This window comes from Rhizobium leguminosarum, from assembly GCF_001679785.1.
Lineage (GTDB): Bacteria > Pseudomonadota > Alphaproteobacteria > Rhizobiales > Rhizobiaceae > Rhizobium > Rhizobium leguminosarum_R.
The window spans coordinates 4,909,267-4,927,793 of sequence record NZ_CP016286.1; the positions used below are offsets into that span (position 1 = coordinate 4,909,267).

An 18,527-nucleotide genomic window follows, 5' to 3' on the forward strand; every position below is an offset into this window, starting at 1 on the left:
TTGTTTGTCGGGGTGAAAATGCCCGGGCCGATACCGCGACGCAAACGGAAAATCGCATTCATTTCAAAATCATTGCGCTTTTCAGTGCGGCATTTTCAGCCTTCACGCGGACATGGAGGATAAGCGCGTTGAGAAGGGAAAAGACGATCGCGTAAAGCGGCAGGCCGAAGGCGAGGGGAAGGGCGGCGATCTCGCCGACGACGATCGCATAGTTCGGATGGTGGAGGAAACGATAGGGCCCGGATCTGACGAGCGGCGCGCCGGGCAGGATGATGATACGCGTCGTCCAGCGGCCTTTCAGCGTCGCCAGTACCCAGAGCCGCAGCGCCTGCAGCCCCATGAACACCAGAAACCAGAAGAGCGCGACCGGCCTGCCTGGTGCAGTGAGCCAGAGGCCGATGATCCAGCCGGCATGCAGCGCCACCATGACGGGATAATGCTCGGGTGCGACCTCTCTGGCGCCTCTGGCAAGAAGCGCCGCCGTGTTGCGCCGGGCGAGCACAAGTTCTCCCAGCCGCTGCAGCGTCACGAAGGCAAGGAGGGCGATCGACGGCCACATCACGCGACCCTCCTGAGCGTCACGCAGCTGGCTGAAAAGCCCGGTCCCATCGCGATCATCGCGGCGCGCGCCGGCAATCCGGCGCGGATCGCCCGCTCCAGCACGAAGAGGATGGTCGGCGAGGACATGTTGCCGTATTCGGCAAGCACGGCGCGTTCGTGATCCAACGTGCCCGGTGCCATCGAAAGCGCGCTCTCCATCGCAGCCAGCACCTTCGTGCCGCCGGGATGGCAGATGAAGCGGTCGATATCCTCCACCCTCAGCCCGTTTCGCGCCAGAATGGCCTTTACCGCCGGGCCGAGTTCCTTTTCGGCAAAGGGCGGCAGCGATTGCGCCAGCACGATACCGAAGCCGCCGTCATCGATCTTCCAGCCCATGATATCGAGCGTGTCGGGAAAAAGATGTTCGCCGGTCGATTCCACCTCCGCCAGCCCGCCTTCGCCTGATCGCAGCACGCAGGCGGCCGCGCCGTCGCCAAAAAGCGCTGTTGCGATGATGTTCGGGCGCGTCAGCTCGTCCAGCCGGAAGGCCAGCGTGCAAAGCTCGATCGAGACGAAAAGCACAACAGCGCCCGGCCGGCTCCGCGCCAGCCTTGAGGCGATCGCAAAGCCCGACACGCCGGCAGCACAGCCGAGCCCGAAGACCGGCACGCGTTCGATGTCGGGTCTGAAACCCATCCGGCCAGCTAGCCGCGCATCGAGGCTCGGCGTCGTAAAACCGGTGGAGGAGACGGTCACGACACAGTCGACATCGCTGGCCTCAAGCCCTGCCTGGCGAAGGGCAGAGGTGGCAGCTTCGACGAAAAGCCCGCCTGCCACCTCTGCAAAGGCCTGCATCCGGTCCTGCCAGCCATGCGGCTCGTCGAACCAGGCAAGCGGGCGCGCCGCATGGCGCTTTTCGATGCCGGCGCTATCGAAGACACGGGCAAGATGGCGGAAATCCTCGAAACGGTCGGCAAACAGCCGGGCGGAGGCTTCGACCGCCTGTTTTTGGAAAATGACATGTTCGGGTGTGGCAACGGCGAGGCTGACGAGTTTGACGGTGTCGGTCACAGAATTCTCCTTGTCCCTCCGGCGGACGAAGGAAAACACGCGGACGCCCAAATTATTCAGCTCTGAAGCTTCACGAAAGGGTGAAGAAAGAAATGCAAGCGGCAGCCGAATAAAGCTGGATGCAGCGGTGTTCTTTCGTCGCAACGTCACTTTCGAGGAGTTCCCCATGACGATCATGACAGCCCGCATCGCTTCCATCATTCTCGGCGGCTGCCTTGCCGCTTCTGTAGCCTCTGGACCGGTCTTTGCGGTCGGCGATGACAGCAGCACGACCCCGGTCTGCAAGAAGGGCGAGATCTACGACCAGAAGACCAAGAAATGTGTCAAGCAGCAGAGCGCCAACGTCTCCGACGAGAACCGCGCCGACTATGCCTATTCGCTGGCCAAGGCCGGTCGCTACGAGGAGGCGCTTGCCATGCTCGACACGGTCAAGGATCAGAACACCGCCGAAGTGCTCAATTATCGCGGCTATGCCACGCGCAAGCTCGGCCGCACCGACGAAGGCATCTCCTATTACCTGCAGTCGGTGAAGATGGACCCGCAATACGCCAAGGTCCGCGAATATCTCGGCGAAGCCTACATCATCAAGGGTCAGCTCGATCTCGCCAAGGACCAGCTGAAGTCAATCAAGGCGATCTGCGGTACGGCTTGCGAGGAATATCAGGATCTGAACGCTGCAATCCTCGATCCCTCGAAGATCTGATCAGCAGGCCACGGGCAGGAAAATGGAAGCACGAAAGGGATGTCAGAATGTCGGTCGCGCGCACGCATTTTCCTGCCTATAGTCGCGCCAGAATGGAATCGCCGGTTCATCCGGCGGTTTCGAAAAATGCAGGATTGGCGGAGGCGGCCATCGCGAGCGAAGCGGATATCAGGAGCGGCCTGACGGAAAATCTGGCAAGGCTGTGGCGTTATGGTCTCGTTCTCTCGCATCAGCGCGATGTCGCCGACGACCTGGTCCAGGCGACCTGCCTTCGTGCGCTGGAGCGCGCCGATCAATTCATCCCCGGCACCCGGCTCGACCGCTGGCTGTTTTCGATCCTGCACTCGATCTGGCTGAACGAGATCCGCTCCCGCCGGGTGCGCCAGGGCCAGGGTTTCGTCGATGCCGGGGAGACGCTGACCTTCGACGGTGCGCACGACACCGAAACCCATGTGATGGCGGGGCAGGTGCTGAAACAGGTGAATGCGCTGCCCGAGGCGCAGAGGACGGTGGTTTTTCTCGCCTATGTGGAAGGACTTTCCTATCGCGAGGTTGCAGGCATATTGGATATCCCGATCGGAACCGTGATGAGCCGGCTGGCGGCTGCCCGCGCCAAGCTCTCCGACGCCGGACCGGAAGGGGGACGGCAATGACGACGAAACACATCATTCCCTCCGACGAGGACCTGACCGCCTTCATCGATGGCGAATTGACAGCCGAAGAGGCTGCGCGCATTGAAGCTATTGTGAACGAAGACGAGAGCGTCGCCGAGCGGCTGGAATTGCTGGCACGCGCCAGCCTGCCGTTCAAGCAGGCCTTCGCCCCGCTGCTCGCCGAAGCGCCGCGCGAGAAGCTGCAGGCGATGCTTGCCGCCATCCCTGTGCAGGAAAGCGCAAAATCCAGCCCCGCGCCCGTATTCGCCAGCCGCCGCCGCTTCCTCGGCGCGCTCGCCGCCTCGCTGGTCGCCGGCATCGCCATCGACCGCGCCGTCATCGGCATCGGAGCACGCTTTTCGGCAAAGGACGAAAACAGCGAGTGGCGCGCCGTCGTCGCCGACTATATCTCGCTCTATACCGCCGAAACGCTCGCCGGCCCCGCCCCCGGCAGGGAGGACCAGGCCGCCCAACTCGCCGGTCTTGACGAGAAGCTCGGTCTGTCGCTCTCCCCCGAAGCCGTCTCGCTGCCGGGGATCGATTTCAAACGCGCCCTGCTGCTGCAATATGATGGTAAGGCGCTCGCCCAGATCGCCTATCTCGACCCCGAGACCGGGCCGATGGCGCTCTGCATCGTCAAGTCTGACGCTGGGCCGAAGGCGCCGGACCTCGAAAACCGCAAAGGTATGAATGTCGTCTACTGGTCGAACGCGACGCACGCCTTCATGCTGATCGGCCGCATCCCCGTAGACCGGGTGCAGGAATTGGCGGAGAACGCCCGGAGCAGGCTTTCAAGCTGACCAGCTCTGCGGACTTCAGCTTCGCCGGGTTTTCTTGGGGAGCGCATTTGAGCTCGAAATTGACGCTTTGAAGAAGGACATCGGCTTCACCACGGTCGGACAGGGCGCTGTCGTCAGGCTCGACGCCTTTCCCTTCACTCGCTACGGAACGATCGCAGCCCACGTCACCAAGATTGCGGCAGATGCGATCCTCGAACCCGACGCGGCACGCCGTGAGGGCGACCCCGCGGCACGACGGCCGGAGACAACGTTCGACGGCGCCGAAACAATGCGGACCTCTCGCTTTCCCGATATCACCAAGCCTGAGGCTTATTAAATTTCAGCAGATGACCGTAACGTCAATTTAAGTGCCGCCGTGGCAGCAATTGCGGAGGTTCGGACGGGCGAGCACCAGGATCCTGGAATATGTCTTCTGGCCTTCGATAGAGGAGAAAGCGCTTCAGGAGCGTTAGTTACTAGGTCAAAAAAACTTTCCTGAAGAGAAATAAAGCTTTTAGTTGAATTTTCCTCTGATTTCGGGCAGAGGGAAACCGGCATTAGGCGCGGCGAATGGAATAGGCAAACGGGTATTTTATGACGAATCTTATTACTTGGATGAAGTACGTCAATTCGACAGGGGATCAGAGAATTGACGGGCTGTTCGGCGGCACTGCCTGGGACGGGACGATAACATATGCGTTCCCCACTCTCTCGACATCATATTCCTATAGCGGCGAGAAAGATTTCGATTTTTCGTCGATTTCCTCGCAACAGCAGTCTGTAGCCTTATTTTTTATGGAGCAATCCTATGGAAACGCGGCAAATGACGGCTTTTCGGTTGAGGGGTTTACGAACGCCAACTTTGAGGCCGGAAGCGCGGATACCGCAACGGTGCGGTTCGCTCAGTCGTCGGATCCAGAGCTTGTGACAGCATGGGCCTATTATCCGGATGCTGGCATCAGCGGCGGCGATATCTGGTTCGGGACGGAATATGCCGGCACGGAATCCGACTATCGCTATCCGGAGTTCGGCAATTATGCGGGACATACCCTGGCGCATGAACTGGGTCACGCTCTCGGGCTGAAACATGCTCACGAACCGGATTTCTTTTACAATCCCACGGTCGTTCCGCGTGCCTACGATTCGGTCGAATATACGATCATGACCTACCGCACATATGTCGGAGATAATGGGGACGGGTACGAGTATGAACATGACGGGGCGCCACAGACCTTCATGATGCTCGACATCGCCGCCCTGCAGGAAATGTATGGTGCGGACTACACGACGAACAATGGCGATACCGTCTATAAGTGGAATCCGAACGAAGGCGTCACCTATGTCGACGGGGTGGCCGCCATCACCCCCGATGCCAACCGGATCTTCGCAACAATCTGGGACGGCGGTGGTATCGATACCTATGATTTGAGCGCTTATACCACCGCCCTCAAGATCGACTTGCAAGCAGGGGGGTATTCGGTCTTTTCCCAGAGCCAGTTGGCCGATCTGTGGGGTGGTCCGAACAATGGCTATGCCCGCGGCAACATTTTCAACGCACTTCTTTATAACGGCAACGTTGCGTCCTTGATCGAGAACGTTCAGGCCGGCTCCGGCAACGACAACATTATAGGCAACGAAGCGAACAATACGCTTTGGGGCAATGCCGGAAATGATTCCCTTTATGGTGGTGCCGGCGCTGACACATTGATTGGAGGGGCTGGTTCCGACTGGATGGTGGGCGGGGTGGGTAACGACCTCTATGTTGTCGACGATAATTTCGATTTTGTGATCGAGAGCCCGAATCAGGGGACGGACACAGTTCAGACGGCGCTTTCAAGTTATACGCTCCGCGAAAATATCGAGACCCTGACCTATACGGGATCCGCCAGCTTCACCGGCACCGGCAATGCGCTCGCCAACACGATCACCGGCGGCGCCGGCAACGATACGCTGAACGGCGGAGCCGGTGCGGACAGCTTGATCGGCGGTGCGGGCGACGACACCTATATCGTCGATCATGCCGGCGACATCGTCACCGAAGCCGCTGATGAGGGGATCGACACGGTTCGCGCGACATCGGCGAACTATACGCTTGGCGCCAATCTCGAGAACCTCACCTATATCGGAACGGCGGCCTTTACCGGGACGGGCAATGACCTTGCCAACACGATCAGGGGTGCGGCAGGTGCCGACACCCTGGACGGGAAGGCCGGAGCAGACACCCTGATCGGCGGAGCGGGCAACGACACCTATACTGTCGATAACGTTGGCGATGTGGTCACCGAAGGACTGAATGAAGGGACCGATCTGATCAAGACGGCGCTTTCAATCTATACGCTCGGCAACAATGTTGAGAACCTGCTCTATACGGGATCGGCCAGCTTCACCGGCACCGGCAATGCGCTCGTCAACACGATCACCGGCGGCGCCGGCCATGATCTGCTGGACGGCGGTGCCGGCAATGACACGCTGATCGGCGGAGCGGGCAACGACATCTATGCGGTCGACAGTGCGAGCGATGTCGTCATCGAGGCGGTCAGTGCCGGCACCGACGAAATCCGCACGGCGCTTGCAGCCTATTCGATCGCCGCATTGGTCAATGTCGAGAACCTGAGCTACACGGGATCGGCCAACTTCACCGGCACTGGCAATGCGCTCGCCAACACGATCACCGGTGGCGCCGGCCATGATCTGCTGAATGGCGGGGCAGGCGCCGACACACTGATCGGCGGTGCGGGCGACGACATCTATATCGTCGACAATGCCGGTGATGGCGTTGCCGAGAACGCCGCCGCGGGAACCGATACGGTTCGCACGACATTGGCAAGCTATGCGCTTGGCGCCAATCTCGAGAACCTCACTTATATCGGAACGGCGGCCTTTACCGGCACGGGCAATGATTTTGCCAACACGATCACTGGTGGTGTCGGCAACGACATCCTGGATGGTGCGTCTGGCGCTGACATACTGATCGGCGGAGCGGGCAACGACACCTATATCGTCGACAATGCCGGCGACCTCGTCACCGAAGCGGCCGAGGTGGGTATTGACACGGTTCGCACGACGCTGGCCGCCTACACACTCGGCAACAATGTCGAGAACCTGCTCTATACGGGATCCGCCAGCTTCACCGGCACCGGCAATGCGCTCGTCAACACGATCACCGGCGGCGCCGGCAACGACATACTGGACGGCGGGGCAGGTGCCGATAGCTTGATCGGCGGTGCGGGCAACGACATCTATGTGGTCGACACTGCGAGCGACGTCGTCACCGAGTTGGCCAGTGCCGGCACAGACGAAATCCGCACGTCGCTTGCGACCTATTCGATCGCTACACTGATCAATGTCGAGAACCTGAGCTACACGGGATCGGCCAACTTCACCGGCACCGGCAATGCGCTGGCCAACACGATCACCGGCGGCGCCGGCCATGACACGCTGAATGGCGGGGCAGGCGCCGACATGATGATCGGCGGTGCGGGCGACGACACCTATATCATCGACAATGCCGGCGACAGCGTTGCCGAGAACGCCGCCGCGGGAACCGACACGGTTCGCACGGCCCTGGCAAGCTATACGCTTGGCGCCAATGCCGAGAACCTCACCTATATCGGAATCGGAACGGCAGCCTTTGCCGGCACCGGAAACGATCTCGACAATGTAATCACAGGGGCGGCGGCCGCTGATACGCTGTCAGGCGGCGCCGGCAACGACACGCTGAATGGCGGGGCAGGTGCCGATAGCCTGATCGGCGGTGCGGGCGACGACACCTATATCGTCGACAATGCCGGCGACAGCGTTGCCGAGAACGCCGCCGCGGGAACCGACACGGTTCGCACGGCCCTGGCAAGCTATACGCTTGGCGCTAATGTCGAGAACCTCACCTATATCGGAATCGGAACGGCAGCCTTTGCCGGGACAGGCAATAGCCTCGCCAACACGATCACCGGTGGTGTCGGCAACGACACGCTGAATGGCGGGGCTGGCGCTGACACGCTGATAGGCGGAGCGGGCAACGACATCTATATCGTCGATGATCTGGCCGACGTCATCACCGAGGCGGCCAGTGTCGGCACCGACGAAATTCGCACGTCGCTTGCGACCTACTCGATCGCTGCACTGACCAATGTCGAGAACCTGAGCTACACGGAATCTGCCAACTTCACCGGCACCGGCAATGCGCTCGCCAACAGGATCACCGGCGGCGCCGGCAATGATCTGCTGGACGGCGGTGCCGGCAATGACACGCTGATCGGCGGAGCGGGCAACGACATCTATGTCGTCGACACTGCGAGCGACGTCGTCACCGAGTTGGCCAGTGCCGGCACAGACGAAATCCGCACGTCGCTTGCGACCTATTCGATCGCTACACTGATCAATGTCGAGAACCTGAGCTACACGGGATCGGCCAACTTCACCGGCACCGGCAATGCGCTGGCCAACACGATCACCGGCGGCGCCGGCCATGACACGCTGAATGGCGGGGCAGGCGCCGACATGATGATCGGCGGTGCGGGCGACGACACCTATATCATCGACAATGCCGGCGACAGCGTTGCCGAGAACGCCGCCGCGGGAACCGACACGGTTCGCACGGCCCTGGCAAGCTATACGCTTGGCGCCAATGCCGAGAACCTCACCTATATCGGAATCGGAACGGCAGCCTTTGCCGGCACCGGAAACGATCTCGACAATGTAATCACAGGGGCGGCCGCCGCTGATACGCTGTCAGGCGGCGACGGCGACGACACGCTGAATGGCGGGGCAGGTGCCGATAGCCTGATCGGCGGGGCGGGCGACGACACCTATATCGTCGACAATGCCGGCGACAGCGTTGCCGAGAACGCCGCCGCGGGAACCGACACGGTTCGCACGGCCCTGGCAAGCTATACGCTTGGCGCCAATGTCGAGAACCTCACCTATATCGGAACGGCAGCCTTTGTCGGGACAGGCAATAGCCTTGCCAACACGATCACCGGTGGTGTCGGCAACGACACCCTGAATGGTGCGGCTGGCGCTGACACCCTGATCGGCGGAGCGGGCAGCGACATCTATATCGTCGATGATCTGGCCGACGTGGTCACCGAAGGGCTGAATGAAGGAACCGATCTGATCAGGACGGTGCTTTCTTCCTATGCCTTGACCAATATTGCCAATGTCGAAAACCTGGCTTTCATCGGCGCCGGCGATTTTATCGGCACCGGCAATGCGCTCGTCAATACGATCACCGGCGGCGCCGGCAATGATCTTCTGGACGGCGGTGCCGGCAATGACACGCTGATCGGCGGAGCGGGCAACGACATCTATGTGGTCGACACTGCGAGCGACGTCGTCACCGAGTTGGCCAGTGCCGGCACCGACGAAATCCGCACGTCGCTTGCAGCCTATTCGATCGCTGCACTGATCAATGTCGAGAACCTGAGCTACACGGGATCGGCCAACTTCACCGGCACCGGCAATGCGCTGGCCAACATGATCGCCGGCGGCGCCGGCCATGATCTGCTGAATGGCGGGGCAGGCGCCGACACGCTGATCGGCGGTGCGGGCGACGACATCTATATCGTCGACAATGCCGGCGACAGCGTCGCCGAGAACGCCGCCGCGGGAACCGACACGGTCAAGACCGTGCTGGCAAGCTATGCGCTTGGCGCCGATCTCGAGAACCTCACTTATATCGGAATCGGAACGGCAGCCTTTGCCGGCACGGGCAACGCGCTGAACAACGTCCTGACCGGTGGGGCAGCTGCGGACAATCTCAGCGGTGGCGCCGGCAACGACACATTGCTCGGTGGTGCTGGTTCCGACACGATGTCAGGCGGGACGGGTGACGACATCTATGTCGTCGATATCGCGACCGACCTTGTGATCGAGAATGCGAACGAGGGGACAGACACGGTCCAGACGGCGCTTGCCAGCTATACGATTGGCAACAATGTCGAGAACCTCACCTACACGGGATCGGCCAACTTCACCGGCACCGGCAATGCTCTCGCCAACACGATCACCGGCGGCGCCGGCAATGATGTGCTGGATGGTGGCGCCAGCAATGACACGCTGATCGGCGGCGCTGGCAACGACATCTATGTGATCGACAATGCCGTCGATATCGTCGCCGAAAACGTCGATGCGGGGACCGACACCGTGCGGACGACACTGGCGAGCTACACGCTTGGCAGTGATGTCGAGAACCTCACCTATATCGGAACGACGAACTTTGCCGGAACAGGAAACTCGCTGGACAACCTAATTGTCGGCGGTAGCGGGACCGACACCCTTGCCGGTGGCGCCGGCAACGACATCCTCGTTGGTGGCGACGCGGCAGACTTGTTCGTTTATTTGCCGAACTGGGGCCACGACACGATCATAGACTTCATGGCAACCGGCACGGCGCACGACACGATCAGAATCGATCACAATATTTTCGCCGACTGGGAATCGCTTTTTGCGGCATCCAGTCAGTATGGCAACGATACAATCGTTACAGCCGATATCGACAACACCATAGTGCTGAGGAACGTAGCCTTGACGAGCCTAGACTCGGGGGATTTCTTTTTTGCGTGAACCCAATCGGACCTCCTGGTAAACCCTGCGGGGGAGATCGAGCATGCTTCGGCGGAGCGGATGACGGCGATTGCGGACGGGTTCGGGGGAGGGTGGCGGTGTGACCGGCTATCGGCGGCCGCGTGGATTTACGCTGATAAATCCTGCGATCGATTGCGCATCAGGAACTGGCCCAACCGGTTCACGATCTTAAAGGCCCAGAACATCGATGTTGAGACCTTCAGGCCATTGTCGGCAAGGGCGGACAGCACCTCCTTGTTCTGACGCGATATATTTTGAACGTTCTTGTTCGTGGCGCCCCCTAAGCGCATCCTGACCAGGACTCGCGGGATATAGATTGTTCTGATCCGCGCGACTTCCAAAAATCGCATCATGAGCTCGACGTCGGCTGCAAGCCGATAACGCAGATCAAACCGCCCGAACTGTTCATAAACGCTACGTCGAACATAAAATGTCGGATGTGGTGGACACCAGCCACGGGCGAAAGAACCGGATCTGAACGCACGCGATTTCCAGTAGCGGATTTTGCGATCGACATGCCGGTTGGAAACATAGACGAGATCGCCGTAGCAGCCGTCATATGCTTCATCTTCCAGCGCAGCCGCCACAGTTCCGAGGGAGTCGCTGCTCTCGAAAATATCGTCCGCATTCAGGAACCCGATAATATCGCCGGTTGCTAGACCAATTCCTTTGTTCATCGCCTCATAGATGCCTCCATCCGGTCCCGAAAGCACACGGCGGTTCTCGGCGGGCGCCGAAGCGATGATGGCGAGCGTAGAATCGCTTGAGCCACCGTCGATGATGATGTGCTCGAAATCGTGGTAGGTCTGCGTGTCGATGGACCGCAACGTATCGGCAATGGTCCGCTCGGCGTTCCAGCAAACGGTGATGAGGCTTATCCGGGGAGTACGTGGATCGGCGGTGTCTGCAGCCATTTTAACGGGTGTCTTGCTCATATTCGAAGAGGCGGAATCTAGCCAACCCGTAGCAGACGGAAAGGCGGCGTCGCAATCCAGTACTGCAGATTATCGTTGATCAATGCAGGGGTGTCTCTTGTCTTCGAAGAAAAAGCTGCTCAAGGACATCTTGTTAGCCGGGGGCTCGAGCACTCGGCTCCATCCTTGCGACCCTCGCCATCTCGAAGCAACTTCTTCCGGTTCTTGACACGCCATACCTCATTGTATCCAGCCTCGCGGCGTGGGCTTGGACTGCACCCGTGCCTGCTATCCGCTCCTATGCAGTCGGAGCGTTCCGTTGAATTCTCCTACGTGCGATCGCCTGACCTTGCGGGAGAGCGGGGTGGAATTTCTAGATCGGCCTCAGCACGAAGAGAAGGCTGTCGCCCTTGCCTGCGGCATCCAGAATTCGATTGCCCAATCCCATCACCATCCCGGCCCCACGTGCACCACGCGATAGGCCTACGTTCTTCAGCCGAGTGAAGAACGGTGGCCTGACTTGGATTGCATCAGCATTGTGCGTCCAGGTGGATGATGACTTGCCCTCCTGCTTCCGCTCGCGTGCAGTGCGTAATTGCAGGACCGACCAGAGATTAGGCGTAACCGTTCTGACGTTTTCGACCTTGTAACCAAACTTGCCGGCCAGTTTGGTAAAAGAGGTGCGGTTGAAATGATTTTGGTGATAGGGAATGTGCCAATTGATCCAGCGGTCTTTCCAGATCTTGTGATGAAACGAGCCGGTATTGGGGAACGCCATGATCACGCGACCCTGGGGGGTGAGACGTTCTCTTACCGCCTGAAGCATGGCCGAGGGATCCGGCACATGTTCGAGCACCTGATTCAATACAATCAGGTCGAACTTCATGTCGGGAAAAGGCAGATCGTAAATGTTGCCGATATGGACCTGCAGATCGAAATGATCAGCGATTGTCCGCACATTCGGATCCGCCTCGATCCCCCAGCTTTCGATACCCTTGTTGCGCATTTCAAGGAGTGAAATGCATGAGCCGCAACCGACATCCAGTACCTTCTCACCAGGCTGCGCCAGATAGTGGCCTTGGTGATCGGTGCCGGCCATCCAACGATTGAAAGCGGCGAAAGGCTTGTTGACCAGCGCAGCTTCTCGCTCTATGGCGGAGAAATCGACTTCCCGGCGTGGATAATACGTACTGTAAAGCCCAGGCAGGTCTTCTTCCGTGAGCGGCGGTGTCGTCGTCATATGACCGCAAGACACGCACCTCTCGATCGAATATACACCGGGGCAGCCGTATCGATCGTCGGATATGCGCTCGATAAATGTTTCCATATTCGAACCGCAGGCAATACACTGCATCTGATGATCGCTCTTCATCGCGTTGTTATTGTCCTTTTTCATTTCTTCGCTCGCAGAGCATGAGCCATCCGGATAATCATGAAGGCCGCCATGCGCAATGGCGCTGTCAGCCGTTGCAAAGGTGTGCCGATCAAAGAATAGAACGCGGCCCGCTGAAATACATTGTGGGGCGAGCGCCGGCCAAAATGCTTCTTCCACGAAGACGTATTCGACACGTGAGCGCCGTAGACTGGCGGTGAATAAACTATGGCTTCGCTGGAAACAAGGAGTTGTACGCCCGTTCGTGCGAAGCGCATGGATATTTCGTAATCGGCCATATAATGCGGCAGGAAACGCGGACGCATGGTTCCATGCCGTTTGAACAGTTCCGCGGGAAACAACGTTCCGCGACCGCTGAGCGCGTCCGCCTTATAGAGCGGCTTGGGATTCCGGCGCTCCTCTTCACTCAACTCGGCAAGAATGTCCCACACCGCAATACGATTTATGTTCAAGCGCGGTCCCACGCCCGTCAAAGGCGGGTCGCTCTCCTCCTCATGAACGACGCTGCCGACAATGGCATCCCCATTTTCGCGTGAACACCGTATCAATGTCTCGACATAGGTCGGGCCAAACCACGTGTCATTGTTGACGAACAGGATGTAGTCTTCGGGGCCGCAGTCGGGCAGAACCCGCTTCAGACCGACCTCTATGGCTCCGCCCCACCAAAGATTGCCGTCGCCTCTTATGCTCGTCACGTCAGGCTGCGCCGCGAGGAACTCAGCCGTTTCATCGGTGGAGCCGTCATCGATGACAACAATTCGAATATTGTCGACAACGGTTTGGGCCCTCAAGGCCGCGATAACTTTGCGAGTGTGCTCAAGTCGGTTGAAGACCGGAATTAGGACGTTTACGCGCATCAAATATTGTCGTCTTTCCTTACGAACCAACAGAAATCCGGCCGTTGTACAAAAGACACATCGGCGACAGCGAACCGCGCGTTTGTTCTATCAACCAGTATTGACGCAGGATGAAGACGCTTCATTCTTCGAACCAAGCTTGGAAAGGCCGCCTCTCAAATTCGTCCAGTGCTCCGCCGGGTGTGGAATTGACGACGCGGATACCATTCGCTTTGGCGATATTTGAGATGGCTCGATACTGCCGCCACAGCCGCGCCAGCTGCTGAAACTCGTCGTGGCGGGTCCTTGTCAGGGTGCCGTCCGCATTTACGGTGAAATCTTTTCCCTTTTGCACCTTGAGGTCGAAGGCGTATCCGTAGTTCGATGTCAGGAAACGATCGTGGTCGACGCCGAGCAGGATGATCTCTTTGAAACCAAGATACATCGCTATCATCAAGGCCATCACCGGCACCGACTCTACACGAGGGACCGGTCGAGAGATATCGACGACTTCCTCTGATGTTCTTTCGTCGAAGCTTTCACCGAGCACAAGATACCGAACCGTTCGCCCTGAAAACAAATTGTGTTTTCGAACCAGTTCCGCTTCAGTGGAACTGAGAAACAGTTCCGCGGCGCCCAGGTGTGAATGCATCTCGTTAAACCAGTCGATCACGTCCTCCGACGTCATCGTTACGTAGGTAATTTGCGGAACACAATGATAACGAGACTGGAACTTGCCGAAATCGGAGTGCAGGTAGCCATTGGAAACAGTTATAACGGTTTCACCTTGAAGTCGCGACAGATCCAAGCCCTTGACGCTCGGGCCGTTTCCTAAAATAAAACAGCGGCCGCCCTCGTGCTGACCAGCAAGTTGTCTATTTTCTGCCAGTGATCTCGCGACATCAGCAGAGAATTTGTGGCGAGTACTTAGCCTGCGCCTCAACTCATGCACACCATAGGGGAGCAGCATGGAGCCAAAGGTCAAAATTTTTCTCAAAGCTGCAGCCACTTTACGACCTCAAAAACCTCCGCGTATTTTACACCGATGCGCTGGCCGGCGTTCTCCGCTTCATTTCGGAAGAAGCTCACCCATTTCCGCCCCGTACGCTCCATCTCGGATTCATGGGCAAGGATCGCCTTTTCCTTCTGGTCCCAATGGGAGGTGATGTCGACGTAGAAATTCCCCCTGAAATCCACCGTCGAATGGTACCAGTTGCTGCGGTACATCAGCAGACGAGGCACATGGCGGCAGCTGTGCAGCGATGCGCGCGACAAGGCCAGATGGTCATGGTGGATGTCTCCGACCCAGTGGGTGTAGACCATATCGATCTTCAGATCCTGCACGAGCTTGAGGATCTCGATATTCAGCGGGTCGACGAATTCGATCTGAAGCGTTTTGAACTCGCCGCAAAACATCTTGTGAACGCCGAGAATGTCCATCGCAGCATCCGCTTCCGCCCTGGCGACCTGGCTGCTGCGGACGGACTGGTCATATTGGTTGGAAAAGCCGGATACGGTGGCGACATAGACGTAAACCGTGTCTCCGTTTGCCGCATGGCGCGCCAATGCACCGCCACAGCCTAGTTCCACGTCGTCAAAATGGGCACCGATCGCGAGAATATTCATTTGCAACTCCAGAGCAGGTCACGCGTGCCTGCAATACCACAATTCAATAGTGTGTCGAGAATGCTGAGATAGGGAATGAACTCGCCGAATGGCTGTGGGTAAACCGGGTGGACGAAATGCTGCCATTCGATTTCGATCCCGGCTGCCTCAAACACTTCCGGCCGCATATAGTCGCGCGCGCCGAGACCCGAGAGATAACGTGTGGCTCCCACTTTACGCAGCAGTTCGACAAGCAATTCGTTCCTATGACCCTCGGGGCTTAGAGTGCTTGATCGTACCATCGGCATGGTGACTTCAAGCATATCCAGGATCCCTTCGAGGAAATGCATGTTGAAATCGGCCAGCAGCTCGAATCGCCTGCCATAGAGGACCTCTATACGGGGAAAGACCTCACTCCAACCGTCAGATCTGCGATAGTTTTCCCGAAGCAGGGAAAGGTTTTGGTCTATCCATCCTGTGCCGGGTGCCAGTTCCACCGCATTGATCGGTGTACCGAAGCTTGGCTTTCTAATTCCGACGGTGAGCCAGCGGTCGCCTTGTGCCGTCTTTATCTTGTCACGATGCGTCCAGCTTTTGCTCGTGCCATGGACGAACTGAACATGATCCAGAACGATGTAGAGGTCGGCGTTCAGAAAACGCTGAAAAAAGCCGAGATAGGATGCAAAGTCCGGCTGATGGATCACCGCTGTCATAGTCATGCAGCCAATCTTTCCAGCAGATCGGCAACGCGGCCGACTCCGCCAAGGTCGACCTTGGCCATGGCAGTCTCGCTCATGCTCTTGATGGGAATCGCCTTTTCCAGGATGCCGAGATCGAATGCCGAGTGATGCCCGGCGAAGAACGCTGCTCCAAGCTCTTCGAGCGCACGCCCGACCGGGATTTCAAAAGGTTCGTTGGCGATCACCACGCACGGCAAACCGGCCGCACAGGCTTCGAATGGGGTGACACCGCCGCCGGTAATCGCCAGATCGTGTCCATGCATCTCTGCCGCAAGCGACGGCACCTGGTTGAGCAGTTTGAACTGACCCGGTGCGGCGGTCGCGACGACCCCTTCAAGCTCCGCCATGTGCTGGAAGCTCGGGCCCGTGACGATGGTGACGGGAAAAGATTTGCTGGTCAGCCATTTGGCGACGCGGACGGTCACGCCGTAGGTATCGGCGCCTCCAAGCGTGACGAGTATCGATGCAAGACTTTGCCGAATCCTGCGATACGCCGCGATTTCAGGATTGAGTATCATGTACTCCACTCCCAGCCGAACATCCTTGCCCTTCAGATCCTCCGTCTTTTCGAAAAGGAGAGCGCAGATGTTCATGTCGGCGAGTTCCGCGCCATCGCCGCGATCATCGAAAGTAACGAGCTTGGCGCCCAAACGCTTGATCGTTTCGCTGTGAGATCGCCGCGTATTGAGGCGGTCATTGATCCAGATCGGTGACAGAACGCCGACGTCGACGAAACCATCCTCCCATCCCGTGACGGCGGCGAGATCGTAAAGCGCAACGTCGAAGCCGCGCTCTTGGATGATTCGCAACGAATTCGGATGATCATTCGCCAGGAAACGGATTGAATGACCGCGCGAACGCAGTTCGGTGGCGAGCGTCAACGACCGAAACAGATGCCCCATGCCGCGTGCATGCGAACTCTCTATGCAGAAGACGAACATAGCTTGATCGCTTCTTCTGTTCCGAGCCAGTTCCCACCTCCGCGCGCTGCCAGAGCGCAAGCCCGTCTCCAGTCTTCTTCTGTATCTACCGTCAGGCGCAGTTCGGGGGATATTTTAGCCGGCGGCACGTCGAGCTGGCCGATCTTGAACAGTTCCGGCCGATCGGTGAAGTATTCATTCACGTGCTCTCGATGGTGTGGCAGCTTTCCCTCGCGATGACTGCGCGCCAAAGCTTCGAACGTAAATATCTCGGCGCCAACGCCAATCGGTAACTGACCGAACGCATGCGTGTAGTCGAATCCTTGCTTTTGGTGCAGATCGATTAGCCTCTCAAGCTCCTCGATGTCAGTGAAGGGATTATCCGCGGTCAATCGAACAATGTCGGACATTCCGAGCGATTTCGCGCATTGAAAATAACGATCGAGAACATCGGCTTCGTCGCCACGAAAACAGCTTACACCATGCTCAAGGCACCAGGCTTCGATCATATCGTTCTCGCCGGCCGATGAGGTCGCAACGACAACCTTAGCAGGCCGCGTCAACATCTGAAGCCTACCCAGAACATGTCCGAGAAGCGGCTTGCCGGAAATGTCGCGAAGCACCTTTCCCGGCAATCGGGTGGATCCCATCCGCGCCTGGATAATGATTCCAAGCGTCACGCCAGATCGCTCCACTGGAGAACGGCGTCCACATCAAGATCCTTTACGAGCCGTCGCCCTGCAAGAGTTTCGAGATGCTTCGGTTCAATCCCTGTCCCAGGTCGTTTGACCGAGATATCGCCGGCAGAGATGACATGGCCGGCTTTGAGCGGTCGATTGACGACAATACTCTTGCGGTTGTTCAATCTTGTCGTCGCCTCACTGGCTGCCGGTTCCTTGCGACCACTGCCTTTCATCACCTCGAAAGCACGTATCGCATCCACGAGCCATTTCATTTCCCCCGGATCGGCCGAGAGCATGTGGTCGGGACCGTCGGCGGCTTTGTCGTAGGTGAAATGCCGCTCTATAACCCGTGCGCCCATCGCGGCGGCACAAAGGCTTGCGACCGGGGTCAGCGTATGGTCGGAATAGCCAACGTCGAGATCCGGAAACGCCTCCATCATCGTTTGCATGGCGCGCAGGTTCACATTTTCCGGATGCGTCGGGTAGCTTGTGATGGCGTGCAGCAGAATGAGCTTCTGATTGCCTGCCTCCTTGATTGCGGCAACGGATTCCCGAACTTCGTCGAGCGTCGACATCCCGGTCGACAGGATTATGGGCTTGCCCGTTTTTGCCAGATAGCGGAGGAAGGGGATGTTGACTGCATCGTCCGAGCCCACCTTGTGGGCACCAACCCCGCAATTCTCCAGCAGATCGACATCCGTTTCGTGTGAGGGCGACGAAAACCAGTCCAGCCCATGCTCCTCGGCATAGCGGAAAACCGCTTCGTGAAGCTCCTGACCGACTTCATATTTACGGAAAAGCTCGAATTGCGAGGTAACGCCGGTGTTTTCCATATCGAACATGGCGTTGCGGCTCGACAGAGTCTCTGCGCGATAAGTCTGGAGCTTGACAGCATCCACGTCGGACGCCTTGGCCTCGTCGATCAGCCGTCTTGCCTGATCAAAAGTCGTAAAATTCCCGCCGATTTCGGCGATAATATAACACCGGTCGGGTCGGTAGTTCCGGAACATCTGCTACTCCTGCAATTCACTATACGGCCGGCGTTCCAATAGCGGTAGCCAGCTCAGTCCAGCTCTGTGCAATGTCATCCCGCACACGACCGATATGC

Annotated in this window: 16 protein-coding genes; 5 read left to right on the top strand and 11 right to left on the bottom strand. The window is 58.4% G+C overall.

Features of this window, described 5'->3' with window-relative positions; translation table 11 throughout:
- Window positions 1-58 precede the first annotated feature (58 nt).
- Window positions 59-562 carry an isoprenylcysteine carboxyl methyltransferase family protein gene (locus BA011_RS23860; protein WP_065282250.1) on the bottom strand — a complete coding sequence of 168 codons (504 nt, stop codon included), beginning with the start codon at window positions 560-562 and terminating at the stop codon, window positions 59-61.
- Complete coding sequence (locus tag BA011_RS23865) at window positions 559-1,611, bottom strand: type III polyketide synthase (RefSeq protein ID WP_065282646.1); 1,053 nt, start codon at window positions 1,609-1,611, stop codon at window positions 559-561. The genes BA011_RS23860 and BA011_RS23865 overlap by 4 nt, the downstream gene beginning before the upstream one ends.
- A gap of 166 nt (window positions 1,612-1,777) precedes the next feature.
- On the opposite strand from BA011_RS23865, the gene BA011_RS23870 reads away from it, so the two are divergent.
- From BA011_RS23870 to BA011_RS46260, 5 genes are all read left to right on the top strand, one after another.
- Window positions 1,778-2,314, top strand: a complete 537-nt coding sequence (locus BA011_RS23870) for a tetratricopeptide repeat protein (protein WP_065282251.1) — start codon at window positions 1,778-1,780, stop codon at window positions 2,312-2,314.
- Between the two features lie 47 nt (window positions 2,315-2,361).
- Entirely contained in the window at window positions 2,362-2,967 is a 606-nt protein-coding gene (locus BA011_RS23875; protein WP_065282252.1) for an RNA polymerase sigma factor, read from the top strand.
- Window positions 2,964-3,767, top strand: coding sequence for an anti-sigma factor family protein (locus BA011_RS23880; RefSeq protein ID WP_065282253.1), 804 nt, complete (start codon window positions 2,964-2,966; stop codon window positions 3,765-3,767). Before BA011_RS23875 ends, BA011_RS23880 begins: the two co-directional genes overlap by 4 nt.
- Before the next feature lie 67 nt (window positions 3,768-3,834).
- On the top strand, window positions 3,835-4,083 hold the full coding sequence (locus tag BA011_RS23885; RefSeq protein WP_065282254.1) for a hypothetical protein: 249 nt from the start codon (window positions 3,835-3,837) through the stop codon (window positions 4,081-4,083).
- A 257-nt stretch (window positions 4,084-4,340) separates the two neighbouring features.
- Window positions 4,341-10,307 carry a M10 family metallopeptidase gene (locus tag BA011_RS46260; protein ID WP_065282255.1) on the top strand — a complete coding sequence of 1,989 codons (5,967 nt, stop codon included), beginning with the start codon at window positions 4,341-4,343 and terminating at the stop codon, window positions 10,305-10,307.
- A gap of 128 nt (window positions 10,308-10,435) precedes the next feature.
- Here BA011_RS46260 and BA011_RS23895 read toward each other — a convergent pair whose 3' ends face one another.
- The 9 genes from BA011_RS23895 to BA011_RS23935 form a co-directional block, all read right to left on the bottom strand.
- The gene (locus tag BA011_RS23895) at window positions 10,436-11,242 is read right to left on the bottom strand and encodes a glycosyltransferase family 2 protein (RefSeq protein WP_065282256.1); all 807 of its coding nucleotides are present in this window, start codon (window positions 11,240-11,242) and stop codon (window positions 10,436-10,438) included.
- Window positions 11,243-11,615: 373 nt separating this feature from the next.
- A complete protein-coding gene (locus BA011_RS23900; RefSeq protein WP_065282257.1) occupies window positions 11,616-12,638 on the bottom strand; it encodes a class I SAM-dependent methyltransferase in 1,023 nt (340 codons plus the stop codon).
- A complete protein-coding gene (locus BA011_RS23905) occupies window positions 12,635-13,492 on the bottom strand; it encodes a glycosyltransferase family 2 protein (RefSeq protein WP_065282258.1) in 858 nt (285 codons plus the stop codon). The genes BA011_RS23900 and BA011_RS23905 overlap by 4 nt, the downstream gene beginning before the upstream one ends.
- A 121-nt stretch (window positions 13,493-13,613) precedes the next feature.
- Window positions 13,614-14,480, bottom strand: a complete 867-nt coding sequence (locus BA011_RS23910) for a hypothetical protein (RefSeq protein WP_065282259.1) — start codon at window positions 14,478-14,480, stop codon at window positions 13,614-13,616.
- Window positions 14,465-15,097: a PIG-L deacetylase family protein gene (locus BA011_RS23915; protein WP_065282260.1), complete on the bottom strand. Its 633-nt coding sequence runs from the start codon at window positions 15,095-15,097 to the stop codon at window positions 14,465-14,467. Before BA011_RS23915 ends, BA011_RS23910 begins: the two co-directional genes overlap by 16 nt.
- Window positions 15,094-15,795, bottom strand: coding sequence for a WbqC family protein (locus tag BA011_RS23920; RefSeq protein ID WP_065282261.1), 702 nt, complete (start codon window positions 15,793-15,795; stop codon window positions 15,094-15,096). The genes BA011_RS23915 and BA011_RS23920 overlap by 4 nt, the downstream gene beginning before the upstream one ends.
- Window positions 15,792-16,757 (bottom strand): PseG/SpsG family protein, encoded by a 966-nt coding sequence (locus tag BA011_RS23925; protein WP_065282262.1) that lies wholly within the window; start codon window positions 16,755-16,757, stop codon window positions 15,792-15,794. Before BA011_RS23925 ends, BA011_RS23920 begins: the two co-directional genes overlap by 4 nt.
- Entirely contained in the window at window positions 16,739-17,416 is a 678-nt protein-coding gene (locus BA011_RS23930) for a cytidylyltransferase domain-containing protein (protein ID WP_065282263.1), read from the bottom strand. The genes BA011_RS23925 and BA011_RS23930 overlap by 19 nt, the downstream gene beginning before the upstream one ends.
- A complete protein-coding gene (locus BA011_RS23935) occupies window positions 17,413-18,429 on the bottom strand; it encodes an N-acetylneuraminate synthase family protein (protein WP_065282264.1) in 1,017 nt (338 codons plus the stop codon). The genes BA011_RS23930 and BA011_RS23935 overlap by 4 nt, the downstream gene beginning before the upstream one ends.
- Between the last annotated feature and the right edge of the window lie 98 nt (window positions 18,430-18,527).